Source organism: Heyndrickxia ginsengihumi (assembly GCF_011008565.1).
Taxonomy (GTDB): Bacteria; Bacillota; Bacilli; order Bacillales; family Bacillaceae_C; genus Weizmannia; species Weizmannia ginsengihumi.
On the sequence record NZ_JAAIWK010000015.1, the window covers coordinates 47,720 to 74,144 of the forward strand.

The 26,425-nt window shown below is 35.3% G+C and carries 29 protein-coding genes; 22 read left to right on the forward strand and 7 right to left on the reverse strand.

The window, feature by feature from the left end:
* Window positions 1-265 precede the first annotated feature (265 nt).
* A complete protein-coding gene (locus G4D61_RS10310; protein WP_025728227.1) occupies window positions 266-1,018 on the forward strand; it encodes a nucleotidyltransferase domain-containing protein in 753 nt (250 codons plus the stop codon).
* 442 nt (window positions 1,019-1,460) lie between these two features.
* On the opposite strand, the gene G4D61_RS10315 is transcribed toward G4D61_RS10310, so the two are convergent.
* Entirely contained in the window at window positions 1,461-2,075 is a 615-nt protein-coding gene (locus tag G4D61_RS10315; RefSeq protein WP_025728229.1) for a hypothetical protein, read from the reverse strand.
* 323 nt (window positions 2,076-2,398) lie between these two features.
* Between G4D61_RS10315 and miaA the strand changes: the two genes are divergently transcribed.
* The 7 genes from miaA (at window position 2,399) to G4D61_RS10350 (ending at window position 10,499) form a co-directional block, all read left to right on the forward strand.
* On the forward strand, window positions 2,399-3,349 hold the full coding sequence (miaA, locus tag G4D61_RS10320) for a tRNA (adenosine(37)-N6)-dimethylallyltransferase MiaA (RefSeq protein WP_025728231.1): 951 nt from the start codon (window positions 2,399-2,401) through the stop codon (window positions 3,347-3,349).
* A gap of 30 nt (window positions 3,350-3,379) precedes the next feature.
* The gene (gene hfq, locus G4D61_RS10325; protein WP_025728233.1) at window positions 3,380-3,607 is read left to right on the forward strand and encodes an RNA chaperone Hfq; all 228 of its coding nucleotides are present in this window, start codon (window positions 3,380-3,382) and stop codon (window positions 3,605-3,607) included.
* A 241-nt stretch (window positions 3,608-3,848) separates the two neighbouring features.
* Window positions 3,849-4,940 carry an SLAC1 family transporter gene (locus G4D61_RS10330; protein WP_025728235.1) on the forward strand — a complete coding sequence of 364 codons (1,092 nt, stop codon included), beginning with the start codon at window positions 3,849-3,851 and terminating at the stop codon, window positions 4,938-4,940.
* A gap of 318 nt (window positions 4,941-5,258) precedes the next feature.
* Window positions 5,259-6,200: a stage V sporulation protein K gene (gene spoVK / locus G4D61_RS10335; protein WP_025728237.1), complete on the forward strand. Its 942-nt coding sequence runs from the start codon at window positions 5,259-5,261 to the stop codon at window positions 6,198-6,200.
* Between the two features lie 314 nt (window positions 6,201-6,514).
* Window positions 6,515-7,768: a GTPase HflX gene (gene hflX, locus G4D61_RS10340; RefSeq protein WP_035353776.1), complete on the forward strand. Its 1,254-nt coding sequence runs from the start codon at window positions 6,515-6,517 to the stop codon at window positions 7,766-7,768.
* 13 nt (window positions 7,769-7,781) lie between these two features.
* The gene (locus G4D61_RS10345) at window positions 7,782-9,047 is read left to right on the forward strand and encodes a methionine gamma-lyase family protein (protein WP_025728240.1); all 1,266 of its coding nucleotides are present in this window, start codon (window positions 7,782-7,784) and stop codon (window positions 9,045-9,047) included.
* Window positions 9,048-9,599: 552 nt separating this feature from the next.
* Window positions 9,600-10,499 (forward strand): 5'-3' exonuclease, encoded by a 900-nt coding sequence (locus tag G4D61_RS10350; RefSeq protein WP_025728241.1) that lies wholly within the window; start codon window positions 9,600-9,602, stop codon window positions 10,497-10,499.
* Between the two features lie 399 nt (window positions 10,500-10,898).
* On the opposite strand, the gene sspL is transcribed toward G4D61_RS10350, so the two are convergent.
* On the reverse strand, window positions 10,899-11,039 hold the full coding sequence (gene sspL, locus G4D61_RS10355) for a small, acid-soluble spore protein L (protein ID WP_025728242.1): 141 nt from the start codon (window positions 11,037-11,039) through the stop codon (window positions 10,899-10,901).
* Between the two features lie 157 nt (window positions 11,040-11,196).
* Here sspL and G4D61_RS10360 point away from each other — a divergent pair, with 157 nt between their 5' ends.
* Entirely contained in the window at window positions 11,197-11,493 is a 297-nt protein-coding gene (locus G4D61_RS10360; protein ID WP_231473047.1) for a DUF6123 family protein, read from the forward strand.
* A gap of 3 nt (window positions 11,494-11,496) precedes the next feature.
* Here the strand turns inward: G4D61_RS10360 and G4D61_RS10365 are convergent, their stop codons facing one another.
* Both G4D61_RS10365 and G4D61_RS10370 read right to left on the reverse strand, forming a co-directional pair.
* On the reverse strand, window positions 11,497-12,417 hold the full coding sequence (locus tag G4D61_RS10365; RefSeq protein WP_163173876.1) for a DMT family transporter: 921 nt from the start codon (window positions 12,415-12,417) through the stop codon (window positions 11,497-11,499).
* Between the two features lies 1 nt (window position 12,418).
* Window positions 12,419-12,817, reverse strand: coding sequence for a reverse transcriptase-like protein (locus tag G4D61_RS10370; protein WP_025728246.1), 399 nt, complete (start codon window positions 12,815-12,817; stop codon window positions 12,419-12,421).
* An 89-nt stretch (window positions 12,818-12,906) separates the two neighbouring features.
* Here G4D61_RS10370 and G4D61_RS10375 point away from each other — a divergent pair, with 89 nt between their 5' ends.
* The gene (locus G4D61_RS10375) at window positions 12,907-13,566 is read left to right on the forward strand and encodes a reverse transcriptase-like protein (RefSeq protein WP_025728248.1); all 660 of its coding nucleotides are present in this window, start codon (window positions 12,907-12,909) and stop codon (window positions 13,564-13,566) included.
* A gap of 73 nt (window positions 13,567-13,639) precedes the next feature.
* The gene (locus G4D61_RS10380) at window positions 13,640-13,816 is read left to right on the forward strand and encodes a zinc-finger domain-containing protein (RefSeq protein ID WP_081750004.1); all 177 of its coding nucleotides are present in this window, start codon (window positions 13,640-13,642) and stop codon (window positions 13,814-13,816) included.
* A 68-nt stretch (window positions 13,817-13,884) separates the two neighbouring features.
* On the opposite strand, the gene cspD is transcribed toward G4D61_RS10380, so the two are convergent.
* Window positions 13,885-14,085 carry a cold-shock protein CspD gene (cspD, locus tag G4D61_RS10385; protein ID WP_025728250.1) on the reverse strand — a complete coding sequence of 67 codons (201 nt, stop codon included), beginning with the start codon at window positions 14,083-14,085 and terminating at the stop codon, window positions 13,885-13,887.
* 345 nt (window positions 14,086-14,430) lie between these two features.
* Here cspD and mntR point away from each other — a divergent pair, with 345 nt between their 5' ends.
* Window positions 14,431-14,853, forward strand: coding sequence for a transcriptional regulator MntR (mntR, locus tag G4D61_RS10390; RefSeq protein ID WP_025728252.1), 423 nt, complete (start codon window positions 14,431-14,433; stop codon window positions 14,851-14,853).
* 147 nt (window positions 14,854-15,000) lie between these two features.
* Here the strand turns inward: mntR and G4D61_RS10395 are convergent, their stop codons facing one another.
* Complete coding sequence (locus G4D61_RS10395) at window positions 15,001-15,219, reverse strand: DUF3892 domain-containing protein (protein ID WP_051476264.1); 219 nt, start codon at window positions 15,217-15,219, stop codon at window positions 15,001-15,003.
* A gap of 186 nt (window positions 15,220-15,405) precedes the next feature.
* On the opposite strand from G4D61_RS10395, the gene G4D61_RS10400 reads away from it, so the two are divergent.
* The 9 genes from G4D61_RS10400 to G4D61_RS10440 all read left to right on the forward strand — a co-directional run bounded on the left by G4D61_RS10400 (window position 15,406) and on the right by G4D61_RS10440 (window position 24,753).
* Window positions 15,406-17,088: a formate--tetrahydrofolate ligase gene (locus G4D61_RS10400; protein WP_035348558.1), complete on the forward strand. Its 1,683-nt coding sequence runs from the start codon at window positions 15,406-15,408 to the stop codon at window positions 17,086-17,088.
* A 14-nt stretch (window positions 17,089-17,102) separates the two neighbouring features.
* Window positions 17,103-17,594 carry a hypothetical protein gene (locus G4D61_RS10405; RefSeq protein WP_025728258.1) on the forward strand — a complete coding sequence of 164 codons (492 nt, stop codon included), beginning with the start codon at window positions 17,103-17,105 and terminating at the stop codon, window positions 17,592-17,594.
* 95 nt (window positions 17,595-17,689) lie between these two features.
* Complete coding sequence (locus G4D61_RS10410; RefSeq protein WP_205603256.1) at window positions 17,690-18,331, forward strand: HD domain-containing protein; 642 nt, start codon at window positions 17,690-17,692, stop codon at window positions 18,329-18,331.
* Window positions 18,331-20,214, forward strand: a complete 1,884-nt coding sequence (locus G4D61_RS10415) for an ABC-F family ATP-binding cassette domain-containing protein (RefSeq protein WP_025728262.1) — start codon at window positions 18,331-18,333, stop codon at window positions 20,212-20,214. The genes G4D61_RS10410 and G4D61_RS10415 overlap by 1 nt, the downstream gene beginning before the upstream one ends.
* A 70-nt stretch (window positions 20,215-20,284) precedes the next feature.
* Complete coding sequence (locus G4D61_RS10420; RefSeq protein WP_025728265.1) at window positions 20,285-21,412, forward strand: conserved virulence factor C family protein; 1,128 nt, start codon at window positions 20,285-20,287, stop codon at window positions 21,410-21,412.
* A 152-nt stretch (window positions 21,413-21,564) separates the two neighbouring features.
* Window positions 21,565-21,999, forward strand: a complete 435-nt coding sequence (locus G4D61_RS10425; RefSeq protein ID WP_025728267.1) for a BrxA/BrxB family bacilliredoxin — start codon at window positions 21,565-21,567, stop codon at window positions 21,997-21,999.
* A gap of 859 nt (window positions 22,000-22,858) precedes the next feature.
* On the forward strand, window positions 22,859-23,443 hold the full coding sequence (locus G4D61_RS10430) for a YpjP family protein (RefSeq protein WP_025728269.1): 585 nt from the start codon (window positions 22,859-22,861) through the stop codon (window positions 23,441-23,443).
* 33 nt (window positions 23,444-23,476) lie between these two features.
* Window positions 23,477-24,271 (forward strand): thymidylate synthase, encoded by a 795-nt coding sequence (locus tag G4D61_RS10435; protein WP_025728271.1) that lies wholly within the window; start codon window positions 23,477-23,479, stop codon window positions 24,269-24,271.
* Window positions 24,268-24,753 carry a dihydrofolate reductase gene (locus tag G4D61_RS10440; protein ID WP_163173878.1) on the forward strand — a complete coding sequence of 162 codons (486 nt, stop codon included), beginning with the start codon at window positions 24,268-24,270 and terminating at the stop codon, window positions 24,751-24,753. The genes G4D61_RS10435 and G4D61_RS10440 overlap by 4 nt, the downstream gene beginning before the upstream one ends.
* 71 nt (window positions 24,754-24,824) lie before the next feature.
* Here G4D61_RS10440 and trhA read toward each other — a convergent pair whose 3' ends face one another.
* Window positions 24,825-25,460 carry a PAQR family membrane homeostasis protein TrhA gene (gene trhA / locus G4D61_RS10445; RefSeq protein WP_025728275.1) on the reverse strand — a complete coding sequence of 212 codons (636 nt, stop codon included), beginning with the start codon at window positions 25,458-25,460 and terminating at the stop codon, window positions 24,825-24,827.
* Between the two features lie 178 nt (window positions 25,461-25,638).
* Here trhA and G4D61_RS10450 point away from each other — a divergent pair, with 178 nt between their 5' ends.
* Window positions 25,639-26,406, forward strand: a complete 768-nt coding sequence (locus G4D61_RS10450; RefSeq protein ID WP_025728277.1) for an SGNH/GDSL hydrolase family protein — start codon at window positions 25,639-25,641, stop codon at window positions 26,404-26,406.
* The last annotated feature ends 19 nt before the right edge of the window (window positions 26,407-26,425 follow it).

Genomic DNA, 26,425 nt, shown 5'->3' on the forward strand with positions numbered 1-26,425 from the left:
AAAACCTTGTTAGTGACTCCGACATAGAGGATCAATTGCTTTGTAACGCAGACAAGAAAGCGTATTTGTGGGAGAAGGTTTACTGATATTACGAACATGCATATTCCCAAAATTTCGGGGGGCAACTACTCTTTTTTGTGAACTTTAAAGATGTATTTTAGTGAAAAAATGGCATATTTTATGTGTAATTTAATGTATAGAGATAAGCTTTTTGTAAATATGTTTATTCAATTTTATTTGGAAATGAACTTAAAGGAGTTTAATAATGGCAGAGTTAACTTTAAAGCAATCAAAATGGGAATGGCTGGAAAACCGTACGATCATTTTGTCGCCAGTAGGTAGCTATGCCTACGGAACAAATACGGACGAATCGGATAAAGATTATAAAGGAATTTGTATCCCTCCTATTGAATTTTACTTAGGGTTAGGGTCCTTTAATGAATATAGTACAAGCGGTGGAAAGAATTTTCGCAATACAAAAGATGATGTGGATATAAGTATTATCCATATTAACAAGTTTGTGAAGGATGCGCTTAAAGGAGTTCCTAACAATATTGAAATTCTCTTTGTACGTCGTCAAGATTATTTAAAGGTCACACCGTTAGGAAGGGCGCTTATAGATCAACGTCATTTATTTTTATCGAAGCAAATTGAAAAAAAATATCGTGGATATGCAAATTCTCAAATTCAAAAATTAAAGAATAAAACACAGGGAAGAGAAGATTTAATTGATCGTTTTGGATACGATACAAAATGTTTTATGCATAGCATTAGACTGATCACAAGTGCGATTGAAATATTAGAAACAGGAGATTTTTCTACTTTTCGTTCAAATCGAAGACTCCTCCTTGAGTGTCGAAAAGGAAACTATTCGTTTAAAGAAGCGCTCGAAATGATTACAATGTATGACCATCATTTAAAAATAGCAATGCAGAAATCGGAACTACCGGACTATCCTGATTATAATAAAGTGAACGAGCTATTAATAGAAATAAATAGAAAGGGTTTACATTTTTAACGAAGGTTGAATGAACCTTTTCAACATATATATGGAAATACCAGTCTTATTTTTGAAGGAAAGAAGCTATATAAAGAAGTGATGTCATCAGCATCTTTGCAAAATAAAGATGAATAAAATAACCGCAACACGCATAAATCAAGACAAAGATCAAAAGGAGGAACTGAATGATTATAAAAAAAAGAGTGTGGGAAGACGGAGATTTCGATGTGTATGGAAGGAAACGATTCAAGTACACTGGTTATTTTATTTTTGGGTTCATTCCAATATACATTAAAAGAGAAAGAATTATATATCGAGTAGGTGAGTCGGAAGATATTTAATAAAAATCATGTATCTAAGTAATGAAATTTATTGTTTACATTTGCGTTTGCATTGCATAATAAAAGACGGTTATGAAAACCGTCTCATGTTCATCATAGCTTTGAATGTTGCAATCGTTTTATTTTTGTTCTTGTATGCCATCGTGGATCGTTCTTATTTCTTTAAATAATTTTCCTCTATCAATCTTTAATTGTTTTACAATTTCATGTGGGCTTTTACCCTCTTGATGAAGTCGCATAATTTGATCTAAATTTTTATTGCTTACTTTAGCGATGGCTGAAGCAAAGATCAAGAAATGGAGATCTTCATTTTTGGATACGTATTTCTGGATTGTCTGTTTAGAAGTATGATTGTAAGTCGCTAAATAGTTTATAATTTTATCCTTGTGTGTTGCGTAAAAACGATTTCTAGCCTCACGATGCTCTTTCTTAATCTTTTCAATATCAACTCCGAAATGTTTTGCTGTTTCTTTCCAAGATGGATGTTGTTTATGGTATTGCAAAATATTTTCTAATGTTGTTTTTTGCTTACTATGCTCAGAGATAAAAAGAGCGTGAAAAATATCATGCTTGGAATAGCCCTTTTTCAATAGAGCATCTAATTCACTTTGTTTAATGATCAGACGATGATGCGGCTGCCCTTTTATTTCTGGTTCCGGACTTGCCTCTACAGATGCAACAGAAATAAATGCGCAGGTGATCATCACCATTAAGCTGAAAAGTATTTTTTTCATAAACACTTGCCTCCATTTCAAAATTTTGGTTACGCTAGTTAGTTTGTCCAAAATGTTTAATTCAATTATGAGAATTCACTAAGCTTTTTATGAAATTTTAATGATAAAAGTCAATGTGAATAAAAAATAATAAATAGGAAATAATGGATAAAAGTTCAATTTGTACAATCTTTTTGGTACGATATGATTAAGGATTTCTTTTAATAGGATTTGTTTGTTTAATATTTCAGTTTTTATTAGGGAAAAACCTCAGAGTTCACTTTCAATATTTATTGAAATAAACAACATGTAATAGATCCTATAAATAAAAAGGTAGGAAAGCAATGGAAAAAGAAAAATTAATTGTACTAATTGGACCTACAGCCGTAGGAAAGACAGAGTTAAGCATTGCATTAGCAAAGCGATTTGATGCGGAGATTATTAGTGGGGATTCGATGCAAGTTTATAAAGGAATGGATATTGGGACAGCTAAAATTTCTGAAGAGGAAATGGGGCATATTCCACACCATTTGATTGATATTAAAGAGCCTGACGAATCTTTTTCAGTTGCAGAGTTCCAACAGCTTGTTCGCAATAAAATAAGCGACATACATAACCGCAATAAGATGCCGATGATTGTCGGCGGTACTGGACTTTATATTCAATCCATTATTTACGATTATCAATTCTCAGATATTTCAGGTGATGAGGAGTATCGTACCCATCTTGAAAAAAAAGCAAAAGAAGAAGGAGCAGAAAGCTTATTTCAGCTCTTAAAACAAAATGATCCAGAAAGTGCAAAATCGATTCACCCCAACAATGTTAGACGGGTTATTAGAGCTCTTGAAATCTATCATTTTTCAGGGAAAACAGTTGCGGAATATCAAAAGACGCAAAAAAGAGAAGCACTATATGATATTGCTTTAATTGGATTAACAATGGATAGAGACAAGTTATATGAAAGAATAAACAAACGTGTGGATCAGATGATGGAACAAGGGTTACTTGAAGAAGTGAAAAAATTATATGAGCGAAATATTCACGATGTTCAATCCATTCAAGCAATTGGCTATAAGGAGCTATATGCATATCTCGATGGTCGGGTAACATTGGAAGATGCAGTTGAGCAGTTAAAACAAAATACACGGCGCTTTGCAAAGCGTCAACTAACATGGTTTAGAAATAAAATGGATGTACAATGGTTTGATATGACAAATGAAAGTGAAAAAACAAAAAAATTTCAGGAGATTTCCGATTTTATAGCAGGAAAGCTCAAATTAAAATCGAATATTTAATGTTAGAGAGAAAGAAGAGGAGGATACAAAATGAATAAGGCAATCAATATCCAAGATCAATTTTTAAATCAATTACGTAAAGAAGGTACCGTAGTAACGGTCTTTTTAATGAATGGATTTCAACTTCGCGGACAAGTGAAAGCATTTGATAATTTTACAGTTTTATTTGAAACAGATGGAAAGCAACAACTTGTCTTTAAGCATGCAATTTCAACGTTTACTCCACAAAAAAACATTCAAATTAATGTTGAAGAATAAACAATTGTGTCATTTTTGATCATATCACGCTATTGTTTAACTATAAGTAAACATAAATTTTTATATAAAAGAACTCATTTTTATTTGTGAAATGGGTTCTTTTATTGTTTAATCAGATGCTCATATACTTCATGCATGAAGTAAAAAACTTTATACTGAAAAAAATGATAGCGTCGTTACTATAATGAAAATATAGCGTTAGCATTAAAAGGATAATTGTGGAGAAAGGTTGCTTAGATTAATGGTATTTTGGATTTTAAGTGTGTGTTTTTTTCTTATATTATATTTCATTTATACAAAGAAAAATAAACCAGTTATACCAGCAACTTATGGGGCTGTTGTGATGGCACTTGGTATTCTAATTTGTGGTGTCATTCATAGGCTCGGGATTGCAAATGACTTGATCGGTTGGCTTTTAACCGCATGCTTACTTTCAATATTATTCTTTTTAATAATCGTATATATAGGAGATTTAGTTACAAGGAATTTTTACCATTTTCACTTAAAGGATCCTGTCCATAGTTTTGCTATCGGTACTTTGGTTGCAGGGACTTCAATTACAATCATTACGATTAAAACAGAGCTTGCTCGCTTAGTCATGTTTACATATTTCCTTTATATAATTGCATGTTTTCTCTGGATCATTTACATCATGCTTGCAATTAGAAATTATTTACTGTTTTTCAAAAAAGTAGATTTAATGAGGAATGCGCATGGCATTCTATTGTTGACATGTGTATCAACACAATCACTTGTTATTGCAGGAAACGTTATTTTTTCAACGGATTTCCCGAAAGTTTTGTCAGAAGTACTCATTACAGCAGGAATGATTTTATACTTATACAATGTCACGATTATCATAATGAGGGTAATAAAAATAAATCTTTTTTCTTTAGATAAAGAGTGGCAAAATACAAACTGCATAATACATGGGGCAGTGTCGATTACAGGACTTGCCATGTTGATGAGCCGCTCGTTTTCAAGTATGTTTGTTTATTTTATTTGGATATTAACATGTTTCTTATTTTTACTAGTAGAGAGTGCTGAAATCCTAAGAGCAATCCAGCGAATTGGCCGGTATGGTTGGAGGAATGGAATAGCTTGCTATCAGCCTTCACAATGGGTCCGTAACTTTACATTTGGTATGTTTTTTACTTTCACTGCTCAGATATCATTCGATACTCCTTTTATTATTGTAATGAAGCAATATTTCGTGAAAATTGGAATTGGATTTGTCCTGTTTTTATTTTTATTTGAAATGAGTTTATTCATGACTCAGTTCATCAGAATGCAGACAAAGAATACAATGAAAGATCACAATATCTCCTTGTAAACGATCGATTTAACGCACAAAGCCTTATTTATAAAAAAACATCAGTAGTGATCAGCACTATTTATGTTGTCATGTTTGTGCATGCTTCAGAATAAAATAGGGTAGATGATTATTTCTCGGGAAAGCGCAAAAAATGACATTTTCCCTGCATATATATGAGAAAATGACCATCTAATCGAACGTTATACAAAATTAGACATGTCCTTAAAGGGATTCGACATTACATGATCAGATGGCAATAATTTATTTTCAACTAGGCATTTGTCACTCTCTGGTCCTTTCAAGCGTATATTGTTTTTAGATTGTGAGGTGACTGCTTTGGATCAACCGATCAGAATGAAAAATAATGGGCAAATTAATATTGTATTAAATTCACAGAAAAGAGAAACCATACGTTCCAATAAAGAGATTGAAGTAGTTCCAAAGCCAATTTCAGCGGAGCATGAGATTTTAATGGAAATAGAAAATGAACTAAATTCGCTTGTTGGTATGGAAGACATTAAGAAAATGGTAAAAGAGGTATACGCGTGGATTTATATCAATAAAAAGCGGGAATCAGCGGGATTAAAAACAGGGAAACAAGCATTGCATATGATGTTTAAAGGGAATCCAGGTACGGGAAAAACAACGGTTGCAAGATTAATTGGAAAGTTGTTTCATAAAATGAATGTTTTATCAAAAGGACATTTAATTGAAGCGGAGCGGGCCGATTTAGTCGGGGAATATATCGGTCACACAGCTCAAAAAACTCGTGATTTAATCAAAAAGGCGATCGGCGGTATTCTTTTTATTGATGAGGCGTATTCTCTCGGCCGAGGGGGAGAAAAAGATTTTGGGAAAGAGGCTATTGATACACTTGTCAAACATATGGAAGATAAACAGCATGAATTTATATTAATATTAGCTGGCTATTCTGACGAAATGGATTATTTTTTAAGCTTAAACCCGGGATTGCATTCGCGCTTTCCGATCGTTTTCAATTTTCCAGATTACTCTGTTGATGAATTAATGGAGATTGGAAGGCGGATGTTGCAAGAAAAAGAATATATTTTAAGTCATGATGCAGAGCGGAAATTAAGAGATCATCTTTCTTATGTGAAAACAACGTTAAATCCAATTAGTTTTTCAAATGGAAGATATGTACGGAATATTATTGAAAAATCAGTGCGGACACAAGCGATGAGATTGCTGATGGCCAACCACTATGATCGTCATGATTTAATGACATTACGCAGTAACGATTTAATTTTTACTGATTAGTGGGTTAGAATGAGGCTGGGATAAAACTCAAAAGTAGTTAGCTAAAGACGAACATTGCACAAATCAGCTCTGGAAATAGACGTAGACTCCTGCGGGAGGATAGGCATCGGTGAGGCTCCGCAGTGCATGAACACGAGGAGGCTCACCAGCCGCCCGCGGAAAGCGAAGGTTATTGCCAGAGCGGGGTTGGAGTGCAATATTCGGGTTTTCTTTAGTTAATGAACTTTTGTCCCAGTCTCATTATTTTTTTGAAAGGCTGACTTTTTTTGGTAAGATACAAATAAGCGATTAAAGAAACGAAGATAGGTGATATCATGAATGAAGAGATGTTAAAGGAGAAAGTGATTATTGTTGGATGTCAGCTGAATGATCATCAGGAGCGGTTTTTATATTCAATGGATGAACTGAAATCATTAACTGAGACCGCTCAAGGAACAGTTGTCATGCAAGTGACACAGAATAGAGAAAGAGTGGATGCTTCGACATATATTGGAAAAGGGAAAGTTGAGGAAATTAAGGCGCTTGAGGAAGAGTTAGAAGTAGATTTAATCATTTTTAATGATGAACTTTCACCAAGCCAGCTTCGTAATTTAGCAAAACATTTTTCAAGCAGAGTAATAGATAGAACACAATTAATATTAGATATTTTTGCGCAAAGAGCACGATCAAAAGAAGGAAAGTTACAAGTAGAACTTGCTCAATTACAGTATCTTTTGCCCCGTTTAGGTGGACAAGGGGCTGATTTATCACGATTGGGAGGAGGTATTGGAACTAGAGGTCCAGGTGAAACGAAATTAGAATCTGATCGCCGTCATATTCGCCGTAGAATTTCTGAAATTAAAACGCAGCTTAATACGATCGTTCATCATCGGGAACGTTATCGTGAACGCCGGAAAAGAAATCAAGCATTTCAAATTGCGCTTGTCGGATATACGAATGCAGGAAAATCAACATTATTTAATCGTCTTTCTTCTGCTGATTCATATGAAGAGAATCAATTGTTTGCCACACTTGATCCAATGACAAGAAAATTTGTGCTGCCAAGTGGTTATTCAGCGTTACTAACTGATACAGTTGGGTTTATTCAAGATTTGCCAACAACTCTCATTGCCGCATTTCGTTCAACGCTTGAAGAAGTTAAAGAAGCAGATTTACTCCTTCATGTTGTGGATGCATCAAATCCCGATTATGATCAGCATCAAAAAACGGTACAGCATTTATTAGAAGAACTACAAATGGATCATCTTCCACAGTTCACTGTTTATAATAAAATCGATGAACAGCATCCGAACTTTATTCCTACTGTGACAAATTGCATATTAATGAGTGCATTAAAGGAAGAAGATCGTTTACAATTAAAAATAGAAATTGAAAAGCAAGTATTACACACAATGATTCCTTACGATGCCTTGATTCCACAAACAGGTGGTAAGCTGTTATCTACATTAAAAAATGATACAATCTTGAGGGAACTTGTTTTTCAAGAAGACGAGCAAGCTTATCGATGTAAAGGCTATGTGTTGCCAAATCATCCAGTACTAGGTTTGCTAAAACAATATGAAAGATAGAAAGGTGTACTATATGTTTCAGTTTTTACAGCATGGAGAAAAGCTTCAACCAATTGTAGACAAAGTAGAACAACAAATTTTTCCTATCCATAAGGAGATTGACCGCCGCATTGAGATGAATCAATTTCGTGTGTTACAAAGCTTTCAAAAACATCGGGTGAGTGATACACATTTCAATCCATCAACAGGTTATGGCTATGATGACATTGGCAGAGATACGTTAGAAGAGATTTATGCTGACGTATTTGGCGGAGAAGCCGGTCTAGTTCGCCCGCAAATTATTTCAGGAACACATGCCATCACCATCGCTTTGTTTGGGGTACTTCGTCCTGGTGATGAACTTTTATACATAACAGGGAAACCATATGATACGTTAGAAGAAATTGTTGGTACTCGCGGAAATGGAAGCGGCTCTTTAAAAGAGTTCAATATAGATTATAATAGTGTGCCGCTCACGAAAACAGGCGCAGTTGATTTCTTAGCAGTAAAAGAAGCGATAAAACCAAATACAAAAATGATCGGCATTCAAAGATCGAAAGGCTATGCGACACGCCCATCTTTTACAGTGAAAGAAATCGAGGAAATGATTCATTTTGTAAAAGAAATTAAACAAGATGTTGTTGTTTTCGTAGATAACTGTTATGGAGAGTTCGTTGAGGAACAGGAACCATGCCACATTGGAGCCGATTTAATGGCAGGTTCGCTTATTAAAAATCCAGGTGGGGGGATTGCGAAAACGGGAGGATATATTGTAGGTAAAAAAGAGTGGGTAGAAGCATGTGCCTATAGAATGACTTCTCCTGGGATTGGGCGAGAAGCAGGTGCATCACTTTATAGCTTGCAAGAGATGTATCAGGGATTTTTCCTTGCTCCACATGTAGTTGGACAAGCACTAAAAGGGGCGGTATTTACATCGGCAATTCTTGAGCATTTCGGCATGAACACTCATCCAAAATGGAATGCGGCAAGAACAGATTTAATTCAATCTGTTCAATTTGATGATCCAGATAAAATGATTGAATTTTGTCAGGCGATTCAATTTGCTTCCCCAATTAATTCATATGTGACACCGTATCCGAGCTATATGCCTGGTTATGATGATGATGTCATCATGGCAGCAGGTACATTTATTCAAGGAGCGAGTATCGAGTTGTCAGCTGATGGTCCAATTAGACCGCCATATACAGCGTATGTTCAAGGTGGACTAACGTATGCCCATGTTAAAATGGCAATCTGTTTAGCATTAGATCGATTATTTCAAAAGGGATTACTAAGCTAAAATGAAAACCGTTTTTGTAAATGAGGTGTTTTTTCATTGACCTGTTCATAAAGTTGATTGTTGAGGAATGTGTGAGGCTTAGTGGAAGTGGGCTAGATGCTTCTTGCTTCACAGCAGTGGCATCCGCCGCGGAAATCAAACCTCTTTGCAAAAATGACTATTCCTTTCTGATTTATAATAATCTATTTAATCACAACAATCTTTTTAGAAAGAACCAAAGACAATGAGGCTGGGGCAAAACTCCAAAGTGGTTAGCTAAAGACGAACATTGCATAAATCAGCTCCGGAAATATACGTAGACTCCTGCGGGAGGACAGGCTCACTAGCCGCCCGCGGAAAGCGAAGGATATTTCCGGAGAGGAGGTAGAGGGCACTATTCGGGTTATCTTTAGTTAATATACTTTTGCCCCAGCCTCGATGTCTTATAAAATACATGCTATAAACATTATGGTCATAGAGTTTAGTAAAGAATTGGAAATAAGGTTCGTTCAGGGAACAATCATATTTCATGGTACAATAGATTGATAGAAAGAAAAGTTAGAGGTGTATAATATGAGGGAAAAACCACATTTGCTTTTAATAGATGGAATGGCTCTGTTATTTCGTGCCTTTTATTCAACTGCTGTTACTGGACAATATATGGTGAACTCAAAAGGGATGCCAACAAATGGTGTTCAAGGCTTTTTACGTCATTTATTAATCGCAATAGAACAAAAACAAGCTTCACATATCGCTGTTTGTTGGGATATGGGGAGTAAAACGTTTCGCAATGAGTTATTCGATGCTTACAAGTCGAATCGTGAGGCACCGCCGATTGAACTAATTCCGCAATTTGATTTAGCAAAGGAAGTTGTGGAAGCTTTTCAAATTCCAAATATCGGCGAAATTGGCTTTGAAGCCGATGATTGTATCGGGACGGTTGCGATGAGCATGAAATCAGATGCAGATGTGTCAATTTTAACAGGGGACCGCGATTTATTACAATTACTTGATCAACATATTCAAGTTCATCTTTTACAAAAAGGTTATGGAAATTATAAAAGTTATACGCATGAAGCCTTTTTTCAAGAATATAATGTGACACCTCACCAATATATCGATGTCAAAGCGTTGATGGGAGATATGAGTGATGGCTATCCGGGTGTAAAAGGAATCGGTGAAAAAACTGCCTTGAAATTAATTCAGCAATTTAAGGACATACAAGGAATTTTAGACAATTTAGATGCACTTACAAATGCGCAAAGGAAAAAAATAGAAATGGATTTGGAAATGTTACATCTGTCTCGAGAGCTTGCTGAAATTAAATGTGATGTTCCGCTTCAATTTACTTTAGAGCACGCAGCTTTTACTGAAATTCCCGAAACTTTTATTGAAATCGTAAATGATCTTGAATTAAAAACGGTTAAACGGCATTTATTAGCTACAAACTGGAATGCCAGTCCAACTGTATAAATCATTCATACTTCTAAGATTGTGCTTGGCTGTAAACGAACTCCAAAAGGGACAGTTTGTTTACAGTTTTTTCATTAGAATGATTTCCACTCAAAGCCTCGCTATCCGCGCACGGTTCGGAAGCCATTTCGTCGTCTTGAGCTCCACACAGCAAGTCATTCATGCATACATAAAAATGTGGGCAGTTTTATTATCTGGTGTAGGGAGATGACTAGGCGGAAGGAAGATTTTTGCTTCAGGATTAGCTATTGACAACAGTTCTTCGGATGGATTTAATATGTATGCGCCAGACTCGGAGTGGAAAATCATCAATAATGAAAAGAGGCTCAGAATGAGAACATTCTGAACTTCTTTTGCCGGAGAACTGAAACTATATTACATATATCGTTTGCTGTTATGTTACCCTTTTGTATTTGCTTTTTTCGCACGGTTTTCTAAAGCCGTTTTTGGGTCTGCTGCATATTCAGAGTCTTGTCCAAAACCTTGTGGATTTACATTTGAAGCGATTTTCCCGCGACTACGATTTCCTTTTTTACTCACTTTCACTCACCCCCATCTATAGTATGTCCGAACATTGTTGTGATTTTCATTGAAAATAAATGGTCAAGAACAGAAAAGTAAGCTAAAATTTAATAGTTGTCTCTTTTCAAATGTATCAATGACGAAACACATTTATTTCTTAAAGGATGTATTTTCTATGAATTGGGGGAGCGCTATGACTTTAGGAGAGTATATCTTATTTTTAAGAAGCAAAGGTTTTAAATTTAAAGAGGATGTGATCCATTTTGTATATTTTGGAAAGCAATATACAAATGCATCCGATGATGTTGTAAAAGCTGCAATAGAAATCACGTTAAAGTCGCAAAGATATTTTGACGGCAGTTTTTACATTTCTTTATTAGAAAACTTTAAACAGCATAATATTCATTCAAGAAAAGAGGCTTATCATTATATACATAAACTAGGCTTACTGAAAAAAAACGAAGGAGCTTAATCCTTATTTAGGAAGCTCGATCGTTTTTTTGTGTCTCTTTCTTAAAAATTCAAATGGAATTTCCGTAAAAACCATACCGATTAAAATTAGAAGACAACCTAATAAACCGGCCGTATTAATTTTTTCGTGAATCCATAGGAAAGAAGTAATCGCAGCAAAAACTGGTTCCATTGTTAAAATAATTGCAACTCTAGAAGGAGTCGTAAACCTTTGAGCAATTGTTTGAATAAAGAATGCAGCAGCAGTTGCTAGAATTGCCGTAATAAAGAGAGACATAATCATCTCGTTTGTTAGTAATACATTGGCTGAAAACGACCTTCTCCAGTTTTCTAATAAAAAGGCGCTTATAAAGCTTAATAATGAGACGGTTAATATTTGAATGGTTGTGACCAATAAGACAGAGATGTGCCGTGAAAAGCGATCTGTACAAAGAATATGGAAGGCAAATCCAAATGCTGAGATGAGTACAAGTAGATCTCCAAGCGAAAACGGCTCACTATTTTTGACGGCCAATAGATAAAGGCCAACTGCAGCTAAGATTGAACCAATGATCGCCCCTGTTTCAGCACGGTGTTTTAACATAAAATAGGATAATATTGGCACTAATACTACACTCAGTCCCGTTATAAATCCAGCTTTTGCAGGGGTAGTGTATAATAAACCAATCGTTTGAAAGGTATAACTTGTAAATAAGCATAATCCTAGGATGAACCCGGGAATGATTGTATGGAGAGTAATCTGTAGTTTTCCTTTCTCTTTCCAAATACAGATTAGCAGTAATAATAGCCCTGCTAACAGAAAACGAATAGCGTTGAAGGAAAAAGGCGGTAATGCTTGAATGGCATGCTGAACGATAACAAACGTTGCTCCCCATACAAATGCTACAAATAATAAAGCTATTTCAGATAATTTTTTTTTAATCATGTTATTCTCCCTTTTGTTGCTGTTGGATTGCCTTCCGTGCTAAGTTGTCGGCTGTTTTATTTTCTTTACTTGGCACCCATTTAATAAAGAAAAGATCAAATTGTTCTATGAGTGTTAAAATTCTTTCTAAAATTTGTTTATAGGGAGCTTTTTTCGCAAATTGCTTTTCAACAGCATTAACAACTGCAGCTGAATCAGAACGAACTGAAATAACCGTGAACTGTTTTTCAAGGCAAATGGTAAGTGCTTTTTCTAATGCAAGATATTCTGCCTCATGATTATTGTTTTCACCTAGTGGAATTGAATAGCGGAATACATTTCCATTTGCTTTTATGAAAATACCAGCACCACTTAAACCTGGATCTCCAGCTGCGGCTCCATCAATATATACTTCAATCAATATTCTCTCTCCTTATAAATCACTCAATTTTCGCATAATCTAACTATAATCATTCTAAAAAAAACTGACAATAGAAATGAGTGAATAACATGAAAGTTTCTTTAAAGTGGAAGTATAACGTTTTAAAAGCGAAGCCCGTCCTTTTTCAATCAGAGTGGACTACGCCGGAAATGATGGAGAGGCTTATAGCAGATATTCAAAAAACAGGCAGAGTTGTGGAGCTAGCTATTATAGATGAAATGGAAAATGGATGGACAGTGAAAGAATTTTTAAAATGGAAAGAAGAGATAGAGGAAGAACCAAGTAATATCGTCGTTTACTTTGATGGTGGGTTTGATTTGCAGACAAAACGCGCAGGAATTGGGGTTGTCATCTATTATCAACAACATAATGCTACTTATCGAATACGGATTAATCACTTATTCAATGAATTATGTTCAAATAGTGAGGCAGAATATGTGGCATTATATTTTGCTTGTCAACAATTAGAAGACTTAGGTGCTCACCATGTTCCATGTATGATAAAAGGAGATGCCCAAGGTGTAATTATGCAATTGCTTGGAGAATGGCCATGCTATGAAGAAATATTAAATGATTGGCTTAATAAAATCGAGGATAAACTAAAAATGTTAGGTATTAAAGCAACGTACGAAACGATCTCCAGAAAGCAAAATAAAGAAGCTGATCAGCTTGCAAGCCAGGCATTACATGATCAGATGATTCATAGTCATGTTAAAATAGAAAACTGAATGCACAGTGGAGCGGATACATAATAAAAATATATAAGTGATCGTTTGGAAAAAAGGGAAGGTTGATGAAAACATGGAGCGCAAACAACTTTTACAAGAAGTAAATGAGTTATTGTCTACTTATTGTGATGGATGTTTTTTAAAAACTTATTTTCGCAAAGAGTATGGAAAAAAAAATGCTCATCAATTTTGCATAAGAAAATGTTCAGTCGGAGAAAAATTAAAAAAATACGGTGAAAGACTATCATAATCATATGCTCAACATAAGCTATATAAAAAGGCTGACAAAAATGCCAGCCTTTATTCATTAGTTTATAATTAAAGTTTAGTTACGTTAGCAGCTTGTGGTCCACGATTACCTTCAACGATTTCAAAAGAAACTTCTTGACCTTCTTCTAACGTTTTGAATCCTTCGCCTTGAATAGCAGTGAAATGTACGAATACATCGTCTCCGCCTTCAACTTCGATAAAACCGTAACCTTTTTCGTTGTTAAACCATTTTACTTTACCGTTTTGCATTTCTTAATCCTCCTAAATCACCAGCACATTTGTGCCTATAAAAATGTGGCATTAAACAGATGAAGAACCACTATTAAACTAGAGGATATCACGTGTTTAATGTTATAATAAATATACTCCATTGATGATAAAGAGTCAAGATTTTACACAATCAAAATTGTTAGAATTTCTATTTATTCTCACATTTGCAAGCGGTTAAATTGTTGTTGGATTTGCTGTAAATTTCATCAAAGTTTCATACAATCGTTAGAGGTTTTCTTGTTATAATTTTGAAATTATAGTAAACTAAAAACAATGTGTTTATGTTTAGTGTCGTGAAAAAGTAGTATAAATGGGGGTCTGGAAATGCCAACACCAAGTATGGAAGATTATATTGAACAAATATTTATTTTGATAGAGAGCAAAGGTTATGCCCGTGTTTCTGACATTGCTGAAGCACTTTCAGTACACCCATCCTCTGTTACAAAAATGGTTCAAAAATTAGATAAAGATGATTACTTAGTTTATGAAAAATACCGCGGTTTAGTTCTTACACCAAAAGGGAAGAAAATCGGAAAAAGACTGGTAGATCGTCATCATTTACTAGAACAATTTTTGAAAATTATCGGTGTAGACGAGGAAAATATTTATAAAGATGTTGAAGGAATTGAACATCATTTAAGCTGGAACTCTATCGATCGTATCGGTGATCTTGTCCAATACTTTCAAGCAAACCCTAGCCGAGTTCAGGCATTAAATAAACTTCAATTAGAAAATGATGATGAATGATCGTCATAAAGTTGTCTTGATCAAAACAGAGCTGCCTTCTAAATGGGGATGGATGTCGTTGATACTTCTATGGAAAGTACGCAGGCTGCTTCCTATAGAAGTAATTTGACTTTCCCATTATTTTTTGCGGCAGCTCTTAGCTCCTAGTTATTGAAAAATAGGAGGATAATTAGAAAAGTCTCTATCGTCATTTTCGTTTACAATATAGCTGGCTCCTAGTTCATTTTCCTGAACCTCCACCCCGCTAATAACTCCCGCTTCAATTTCATTTAACGCTTTTTGATAGGAAATAATTCTCCCAGATGAAGTTTGAAAATTAATAATTTCACCGAAATGATTTCTCTCAACTTTTATAATCTTTTCCATAAGCATCTTCCTTTCATATATATTCTTTAACTATCTTTGGTAAATTATGAAAAAAACAAACTGATTTTATGCAGTTGTTTTTATAGGAAGTCACAATTTTGTATTAGAGGGTGCATTTATATGTATGACCATGTATCATATGAGTGTAAGTAGATTTTTATATGAGTGGGGGATTGGGCATTGAAAATGAAGACATCCGTGAAGTCAGATATTGAAATTGCACAAAGTTCAACATTAAAACCGATTAAAGAAATTGCAGATAAACTGCAATTAAATGAAGAAGATCTTGAGTATTATGGAAAATATAAAGCAAAAATTACATACGAAAAAATCAATCAATTGAAAACAAAAGATGATGGAAAGTTGTTTCTTGTCACATCAATTAATCCTACACCCGCTGGAGAAGGAAAATCAACCGTAACAATTGGTTTAGGTGATGCATTAAGCAAGCTTGGCCACAAAACAGTTATTGCTTTAAGAGAACCATCACTAGGACCGACAATGGGATTAAAAGGCGGAGCAACTGGTGGGGGATATGCTCAAGTATTGCCAATGGAAGATATCAACCTACATTTTACTGGAGATTTTCATGCGTTAACGGCTGCTAATAATGCGATATCAGCTTTATTAGATAATCATATTCATCAGGGGAATGCACTCCAAATTGATCCGCGCAGAATTGTTTGGAAGCGGGCTGTTGATTTAAATGATCGTGCATTAAGGAAAGTCGTTGTTGGTCTCGGTGGGCCTGGACAAGGAGTACCCCGTGAAGATGGTTTTGATATCACTGTTGCATCTGAAATGATGGCAGTACTATGCTTAGCAAAAGATTTGGAAGATTTAAAACAAAGAATTGCGAATATGGTAGTTGCTTATAATTATGATAAAAATCCGATCACAGTTGGCGATTTAGGCATTGCAGGAGCTATTACGCTATTATTAAAAGACGCGTTAAAGCCAAATCTCGTTCAGACGATAGAACATACTCCTGCAATTGTACACGGAGGGCCATTTGCAAATATTGCTCACGGCTGCAATAGTATTATGGCAACAAAGACAGCATTGAAATTGGCGGATTATGTTGTTACTGAAGCTGGTTTTGGTGCAGATTTAGGGGCGGAAAAATTTCTGGATATCAAATCTAGAATGGCTGGTCTAAAACCTGATGGAGTTGTTATTGTGGCCACGATTCGTGCTTTGAAAATGCATGGCGGCATGAAAAAGGAAGACTTACATCAAGAAAGTGTAGAAGCATTAAAAGCTGGACTCCAAAATTTGCACAAGCATGTTGATACGATAAGGCAATATGGATTGCCATTTGTAGTTGCCATCAACCGTTTTCTCAGTGATACTGAAATGGAAATTGCTGAATTAAAACATTGGTGTGCTGCTCAAAACATCCCAGTTTCTTTAACAGAAGTATGGGGGAAAGGTGGAAAAGGCGGTATAGATTTAGCAAATAAGTTGCTGAAAACGATAGAAGAGAAGGAAAACAACTTTCAGCCTCTATATCCGCTAGAATTATCAATTGTAGAAAAAATCCGCACAGTTGTTCAGAAAGTTTATGGTGGAAAAGATGTAGAATTTTCATCACAAGCATTCAAACAAATTGAGGAATTTGAAAGGTTTGGCTGGTCAAATTTACCCGTCTGCATTGCTAAAACACAGTATTCATTATCTGATGATCCGCTAAAAGTGGGACGTCCAACAGATTTTATCATTCATGTACGCGAATTAAAAGCGAAGCTTGGTGCAGGCTTTATTGTTGCGTTAACAGGCGATGTTTTAACAATGCCAGGACTGCCTAAAAAGCCGGCTGCGTTTCAAATGGATGTTGATGAGAATGGAAATGCTGTTGGATTGTTTTAAAGGAAGTGAATGTGGTGTTTGACCCAACTGCATTTGATAATATGAAAGTTGTTTTTGAAGGAGCGGTATATGATCTTGATTTAAGCGGTGAGGCAATTGTTACGCAAAGGCATGACTATATTGACCTTGCTACTATGTCACGTTTATACAGCATCCGTCTCACTTTAGATGAAAATTCCTCTACGTATGCCGATATTCGTTTAGAAGCGACAATTGAACAATTAGCAGCAGAATTGCTAAATCAAGCAAATCAATTCCGGATCGGTGCTTTTGTAAAGGTTCTTTTTACATGGAAACAAGAGGAAAAATCAGCTTCTTATAAAAAATTGATCACATCCCTTTGGGGTGAAGAACGCTCATACGAATATAGAACGATTTTTTCTTCACATGAAGACCCAAAGGAAGAAATCATCATCGATTTTCAGCGAATAGTGACGGAAGATATGATGGATGATCTTTTAGAAATGCTTCATCATGTTGTGAAGACATTACAAAAACTTTATTAATATCATTTTAGAAAAGCTGCGTTATGTAAGACGATGCAGCTTTTTCTCTATTTAATATAAATCGTGTTACAATAATATGGAAAGAGGTTAGTATATTGATTGATATTATTGCTAAAACTGAACAATTCGTTTATAAAGAGCATGAAAAGGATTCGTCTGGCCATGATTGGCACCATATTGACAGGGTGCGTAAATTGGCTTTGCGAATAGCGCAAGCCGAACATAAAGGTGATGCTTTTATTATTGAAATGGCAGCTCTTTTACATGATATACCTGATGAAAAATTGAATGAACAAATGGATGAAGGCGAAAAGAAGTTAACACGTTTTCTTGATACAATACAAGTTTCGGATGAACAAAAACTGTTCATCATTGACATAGTAAAGACAATTTCTTTTAAAGGCGGGAATGAAGCGGACTTACATTCATATGAGGCAATGGTCGTCCGTGATGCTGATCGTTTAGATGCAATCGGAGCTATCGGGATTGCGAGAACATTTGCTTATGGCGGGAAAAAAGGCCAGGCCATGTATAATCCATCTTTACCAGTTAGAACAAATATGTCACTAAATGAGTATCGCAATGGACAAACTTCATCTATTCATCATTTTTATGAGAAATTATTAAAATTAAAAGATTTATTGCATACTGAGACGGCGAAACAACTTGCAGAAGAACGTCATCAGTTTATGGAGATGTTCTTACAGCAATTTTATAAAGAATGGGATGTTGATTAATGAGATCGTTAGCTATTGAAAACTTTACAAAATCTTATGGAGAAAAACAATTATTTGATCATATCTCCTTCCATATTGGTGAAAATGAACACATTGGGCTGATCGGGGTAAATGGGACAGGAAAATCTAGTTTACTAACATTAATTGCTGGTTTGGATGAACCAGATGAAGGGGAAATGATTCATCCTAATGATTATACAATCGGTTATTTACCGCAGCAGCCATCGTTGTCTCCAGATTTAACTGTTCTGGAACAAATCTTCCAAGGTGAGACTGCAATTATGCAGCTCTTGCGTTCATATGAGCAAATAACAATTTATCTTGAAGAAGATCCAACAAATGAAAACTATCAAAATCAGTTATTTAAGCTCCAAGAACAAATGGATGCTTTAGATGCGTGGGAAGCAAGTGCAAATGCAAAAACGATATTAACAAAGTTAGGAATCAGCGATTTTACAAAGAAGGTCGGTACGCTATCAGGTGGTCAAAAGAAACGTGTTGCACTCGCGCAAGTCTTAATTGAAAAACCTGATCTATTAATTTTAGATGAACCGACGAACCATCTTGATTATCCTTCAGTAAAATGGCTTGAAGATTATATTTCAAAATATCGCGGTTCAGTTTTACTTGTCACGCATGATCGTTATTTTCTAGATCATGTAGCCAACCGTATTTTTGAACTCGATCATGGACAATTATATGCTTATAAAGGAAATTATCAAGATTTTATTGAAGCAAAAGCATTACGAGAAGAAGAAATGCTCCAACAAGAAGAAAAAAGAAAAAATCTTTATCGTCATGAATTAGCATGGATGAAAAGAGGGGCAAAAGCAAGATCGACAAAACAGAAGGCAAGAATTCAGCGATTCGAACAATTAGAATCCAATATTGGAAAGATCCCTACAAATGAACAAGTTGATATAGCACTAGAAGGATCACGTTTAGGAAAACAAGTATTTGAATTAAAAAATGCCTCAAAATCATTTCAACATCAGAAAATATTGGATCACTTTGATTGGCTCATTAAACCATTAGACCGAATTGGGATTGTCGGAAAAAATGGCAGTGGAAAATCTACGTTTATGAATATTTTAGCTAGAAATATTCAGCTTGATAGCGGCGAGTTGCTAATTGGTCAAACCGTTAATATCGCCTATTATAAACAAGAGATTGATGAAATGAATGAAAATAAAAGAATGATTGAATATATTCGCGAGTTTGGAGATTCGGTTACGACAAAAGATGGTGAAACAATATCGGCTGCACAAATGCTGGAAAGATTTTTGTTTGAAAAACATACACATGGTACACCGATCTATAAGCTTTCTGGCGGAGAAAAACGGAGACTTTACTTGTTGTCATTGTTGATGGGTAGACCTAATGTACTTTTGTTAGATGAACCTACAAATGATTTAGATACACAAACGCTCACAGTGTTGGAAGATTATATTGAACAATTTCCAGGTGTCGTTATTTCTGTCTCACATGATCGTTATTTTTTAGATAAAACAGCTGAGCAACTGTTAATTTTTAAAGGTGATGCTGTGATTGATCAATATTATGGTTCATATAGTGATTATTTGGAACATGAACGGAAAAATGAGAAATCAAGCAAAGAACCAAAAAAAGAGTTAGTTATTGAACAAAAAGTAAAGCAGAAAAAGAAAAAAATGTCCTATTCAGAACAAAAGGAATGGGAAGCAATAGATGAGAACATTGAGCAATGTGAAGAGAAGATTAAACAATTGAATCAAGAGCTTCATCAAGTCGGATCAGATTTTATGAAAGCACAAGAAATTATGAACGTACTTGAAGAAGAAAACGAAAAGCTTGAGTATTTAATTGAAAGATGGGATTATTTATCTGAACTACAGAATTCATAAAATAGAGGAATGTCTGCACTTTGTGATAAAATAAAACAAGGCTACCGATGTCAGAGAAAGGTGGTAGAAAATGAATATAAAAGCAATTGAACCAACTCCAAGTCCGAATACAATGAAGGTTATTTTGACAGAGGAGCTACCAAGCGGAAAGCGGAATAATTATAAAAAAGAGCAACTGGAAGAAGCACCTGATTTGATTAGACGAATTTTGCAAATTGATGGTGTCAAAGGGGTTTATCATGTTGCAGACTTTTTAGCAGTAGAACGGGTAGGGAAAGTTGATTGGAAGGAAATTTTACCTAAAGTCAGAGAGGCTTTCGGCGAGGAACAATCCCATTCTAATCAAGAAGAAGTGATGAATGAGCATTTTGGAGAAGTAAATGTGGCGATCCAAATGTTCAAGGACATTCCGTTGCAAGTTAAGTTGACAGACGGTGAACAAGAAAAACGGTTTGGTTTGCCAGATTATTTTGTTCATGCTATGAAATCAGCTACTTTAGACGGCGATAATTACGTGTTATTAAGAAAATGGAAAGATTGGGGCGTTCGTTATGGCGAATTAGAGCAAATTGGCCATGATGTTGTCGAAGAATTGCTCGCAGCTTACCCTCAAGAAAGAATCAATACATTAGTAGAGCAAGCACAAAATCCTACTAAACCAATAAAGAAGAAACAATTGATCAAAGTGACATCAGATATGCTAGATGTACCTGATTGGCGCAAAAGATATCAGCTGCTTGAACAGATGGAAACCCCAACTTTGCAAGATTTGCCTGTATTGGAAAAAGCGCTGAAAGATGAAAAACCTTCTATTCGTAGACTTGCAGTTGTATATCTAGGAATGATTAAGGATAAACAAGTATTATCATATCTTTATAAAGGCTTGGAAGACGGTAATGTAACTGTGAGAAGAACAGCGGGTGATGCTTTGTCCGATCTCGGATTTAAAGAGGCAATTGCTCCAATGGCAAAACTGTTACAAGATCCAAGTAAAATCGTTCGCTGGCGTGCAGCGATGTTTTTATACGAAGAAGGTGACGAATCTGCGTTACCAGCCTTGAAACAAGCTGAAAATGATCCTGAATTCGAAGTACAGTTACAAATCAAAATGGCAATTGAAAGGATTACGAATGGGCAGGAAGCAAAAGGTTCGGTATGGAAGCAAATGACTGAGGCAAGAAAAAATCAACCTAATTAAATGAAGTGAAAGCAGAATTACTTTATCATTTAGCTTATGAGATTATATGTTGTTAATGATGATACGGCCAACTACTTTTCAGAAGTTGTTAGTCATCATCGTTATATCTAATAAATATATTTAACGATTGTAAATTTGAGGAGGTTTTATCGATGTCAATGGCATATGAAGATTATATGAGAGAATTAGTAAGACCAATGAGAGAGGAACTAGTAAACGCTAATTTCAAAGAATTGAAAACTGCTGAAGAAGTAGCCGAATACATGGAGAATGCACAAGGAACTACGTTAGTAGTTGTTAATTCTGTATGTGGTTGTGCAGCAGGGTTAGCAAGACCAGCAGCAGTTGAGGCAATTCAAACATCAGATAAAAAGCCTGAACACTTTGTAACCGTGTTTGCAGGTCAGGATAAAGAAGCAACTGCAAAGATGCGGGAGTATTTTATTGATATTGAACCATCATCACCATCTATGGCATTGTTAAAGGGAAAAGAAGTTTTGCATTTTATTCCAAGAAGCGATATTGAAGGACATGATGTTGAAGAAATTATCGCAAATTTGCATAATGCATTTGAAAAATATTGCTAATGTTACCGTAATGAAAAACGCTTTAGTTTTATTCTAAGGCGTTTTTATTCTATAGGTCTGTTTAAATGAAACATATTTATTTCAAAACTCATTTTTATGAAATTCTTTATTGATAGATCATAGCTATTTATCAAAATCGATGTTTAAAGGCTCTTTTCTAATAGATTGGATCATAGAGGCTTGGTGAAAGCGAACCCTAGGAGCGGAAATCACCGGCAAGATGTCAATAACTAAATTAGAAATGTCAGCAAAGACCACCTTATTCAAAGATGTGTAATTTCTAATAATAATTAGCAATGCAATTGGAGCGAAAGGGATGAGACTCCAGCGGGACAAACGCGTCCAAGGAAGACCCCGCAGGAGCTTGCGACGAGGAGGCTTCCGGACCGCCCGCGGAAAGCGAACCCCGGGAGCGGAAATCACTGGCAAGATGTCAATAACTAAATTAGAAATGTCAGCAAAGACCACCTTATTCAAAGATGTGTAATTTCTAATAATAATTAGCAATGCAACTGGAGCGAAAGGGGTGAGACTCCAGCGGGACAAACGCGTCCAAGGAAGACCCCGCAGGAGCTTGCGACGAGGAGGCTTCCGGACCGCCCGCGGAAAGCGAACCCCAGGAGCGGAAATCACTGGCAAGATGTCAATAACTAAATTTGAAATATCAGCACAAACCACCTTATTCAAGAATGTTTAAATTCTAGTTATGAATTACTATTTAATTAAAGAAGACCCAGGAAGTGGAACACAAATTCCGTCAAAAATAGCAATGTTTATGAAAACAGTTTTAATAAAGGATTACTGCTTTTGCCGCAATATTATATAATAGAGGTACATGTCAGAAGTAAGGGATATTTAAATGAAAAAATGGTTTAAGAAATCACTAGTCATTCTCGTTTCAGTACTATCATTTGGAATTGTATCCCCATCTCATGATCTTTGGAATCATAACCATCAAATCAATCGAATCAAACAGGGAAACACGGAAGATTATCAAAATAGTACAGCAAGTCTTTCAAGTGAACAATCTGACAATGAGCGCAGTATGTTGATAAAGAAGATGATCAATTCAGCAGAAATGCAATCATATGAAAAGTTTGGTTCTAAAATCAAGCCAGTCATTGAAGATGAATTTCGCGAGGCCATATTACCAAATATAGAAACAGCTATAACAAATACAATTATGCAATATCCACAAGGGAACTTGTCGAAACTCGCAATTTCTGAAAAACCAAGCGGTGGAGCCAGCGAAAAGATTTTTCATATATATGACAAAGATTCAATGAAAGACATTATCCGATTCCATGTTAGAAGAGATCATCCTCCAATGGAAGGATACTATTTTAATTTTCATTATCATGTTGCCTTCGATCATTTTCAAGTGCATCATCAATTGGGATCCATTTACTGGGATAAAAATACTCCTCCGCAATGGAAAGTGTAATCATGTCAATTTAAATAAGGTAGGGGAAATGTAATGAAACAATATTTAGATTTATGCCAATATGTGCTTGAGCACGGCGAAAAAAAAGAGGATCGAACTGGAACTGGAACGATCAGTACGTTCGGATACCAAATGCGTTTTGATTTACAACAAGGTTTTCCGCTTTTAACAACAAAAAAGCTACATTTAAAGTCAATCATTCATGAATTATTATGGATGCTGCGTGGTGATACAAATGTAAAGTATTTACAAGACCATCAAGTACGTATTTGGAATGAGTGGGCTGATGAAAATGGGAATTTAGGTCCGGTATATGGTGAACAATGGCGGTCATGGAAAACATCTGACGGATCGACGGTCGACCAAATCACCCAAGTGATTGAACAAATTAAACAAAATCCAGATTCTAGACGTTTAATTGTAAATGCATGGAATGTTGGAGAAATCGAGAAAATGGCATTGCCGCCTTGTCACTGTTTTTTCCAATTCTATGTTTCCAATGGTAAATTATCATGTCAATTATATCAGCGCTCAGGTGATATATTCCTAGGAATCCCATTTAATATTGCCTCTTACGCATTATTAACATTAATGATTGCCCAAGTGTGTGATCTTGAACCAGGTGAATTTATTCATACATTAGGAGACGCACACATATATTTAAATCATATAGAGCAAGTAAAATTGCAGTTAACGCGCGAACCTCGTGATCTTCCAAAAATGAAAATCAATCCTGAGATAAAAAATATCTTTGATTTTCAGTATGATGATTTTGAACTGTTAGACTATCATCCACACCCACATATTTCAGGAGTGGTAAGCGTATGATATCATTTCTATGGGCACAAGATGAAAAGGGGATTATCGGCAAAGATAACCAATTGCCATGGCATTTACCGGAGGATTTGAAATATTTTAAGGAATTAACATGGGGACATCCAATTGTAATGGGAAGAAAAACGTATGAATCAATTGGAAAGGCGCTTCCTGGGAGAACAAATGTCATCTTAACGAGAGATTCGCATTTTCATGCGGAAAATTGCCTTGTATTTTCCAATAAGCATGATTTATTACGATGGGCTTATGAAAAAAATGAAGAAATTTTTATAACTGGTGGGGCGGAAATTTTTGCATTGCTATTGGATGATGTCAATCGCCTATATATGACAAAAATTCATGAAGACATTGAAGGAGATACTTATTTTCCGATGATCAATTGGAATGAGTGGCAATTAATTTCCAGTAAACGAGGGCTGAAAAACGAGAAAAATCCATATGATTATGAATTTCTTGTTTATCAAAAAATTTGAAGAAGTATATTAAAAACCGACAAGATCTAAACTTTCATCTTGTCGGTTTTTTTATCAACTATGTTTTAAACTTAAACAAAGAGGATAATGCAAAAGTACATGCATGCACTTCCGCCTATCACAAATAGATGCCAAATAGCGTGTGAATAGGGGATCTTTCTTAAAATGTAAAAAATAGAGCCAATAGTATAGCAGATGCCTCCTGCAAGTAATAAGCCAAATCCAGCTTGAGTCAAATTAGAATACAGGGGTTCAAATGCAATGATTGCCAGCCAGCCCATAAGTAGGTAGTAGATTGTTGACAATAATTTAAAACGTTGAACTAAAAAGCATTTCGTTGCAATTCCGATAATTGCTAGCCCCCATATAATCGAAAAAATGGTCCATCCTAATGTGCCGTGTAATGTAATTAGAACTAAAGGGGTATACGTACCAGCAATCAATAAATAAATGGCTGAATGATCCAGTATGATAAAAAATTTCTTCATTTTTGACCAATAGAAGCTATGAAGTAATGTGGAGAATAAATATAGAAGAAGCATAGAGATCCCAAAAATAAGAAAACTTACCATATAAAGGGGATTCTGCTTTTGAGATGCAAAAAGGTATAAAAAAAATGTAGCAGGGATACTTAATAAAAATCCAATTCCGTGTGTGATGGCATTTGCGAGTTCCTCTTTCCAATTGCCCGAATAGCTTATATTCAAGTTGTTTCCCCCTTTTTGGTATTAGAACCATTATAGTGGATTTCAACCTTTGTCGCAATGCGAAGAAATTTCTGATACATATCATGTTGAAACTTTTAGAAGGTTGTATTGAAAAATTCCAGATTCAATTTGTTTTTCATGTTATAATGTATGCATTGCAAAAAAGTGAGGTGAAACGATGAGGAAAATCTTCATCACCTTCCTTTTCGCATCGTTGCTAACCATATCTGGCTGTTCGGCTGCAACATTTAAATCAGTAAGTTCTGAGCAAAAAAAAATCGTTCCTGTAAAACTTCATATTGTCTCTGTTGGGGATTCTTTAACAGAGGGTATTGGTGATAGCAAAAATCGAGGCGGCTATACTTATTACTTGAAACACGAATTAAATTCACTCAAAGGTGTTAAAGATACATCCATTCAAAACTTTGGTGTAAAAGGAAATACAACCGATCAGTTGCTAGCAAAATTACAGGAGAGCGCTGTTAAAAAAGCCATTAAACAATCTGATTTAGTCATTATCACAATTGGTGGTAATGATATTATGAAAGTGTTCCGCGCAAATATATCAGATCTTAATGAACAAGCTTTTAAAAATGCGATACCGGATTATAAAAAGCACCTTTCGAACGTTTTTACAACAATACGTAAAGAAAATCCAAATGCAAAAATTGCCCTTGTTGGTATTTATAATCCATTTTCAACATGGTTTTCGGATATTAAAGAAATGAATACGATTCTTAATGATTGGAACAATACGAGTAAACAAGTAACAAAGAGTTACAAAAATACTACATTTATACCTGTGGCGGATATCTTTGCAAAAAGGGAAGATGAGTTGTTATATGAAGAAGATCATTTTCATCCGAATAACAAAGGGTATGATTTAATGTCGCAGCGTATTTTTCAATATTTACTGAAAGATGACTTTTTAAGAATCCCTCATTAGATAGACGATTTGTATAAAG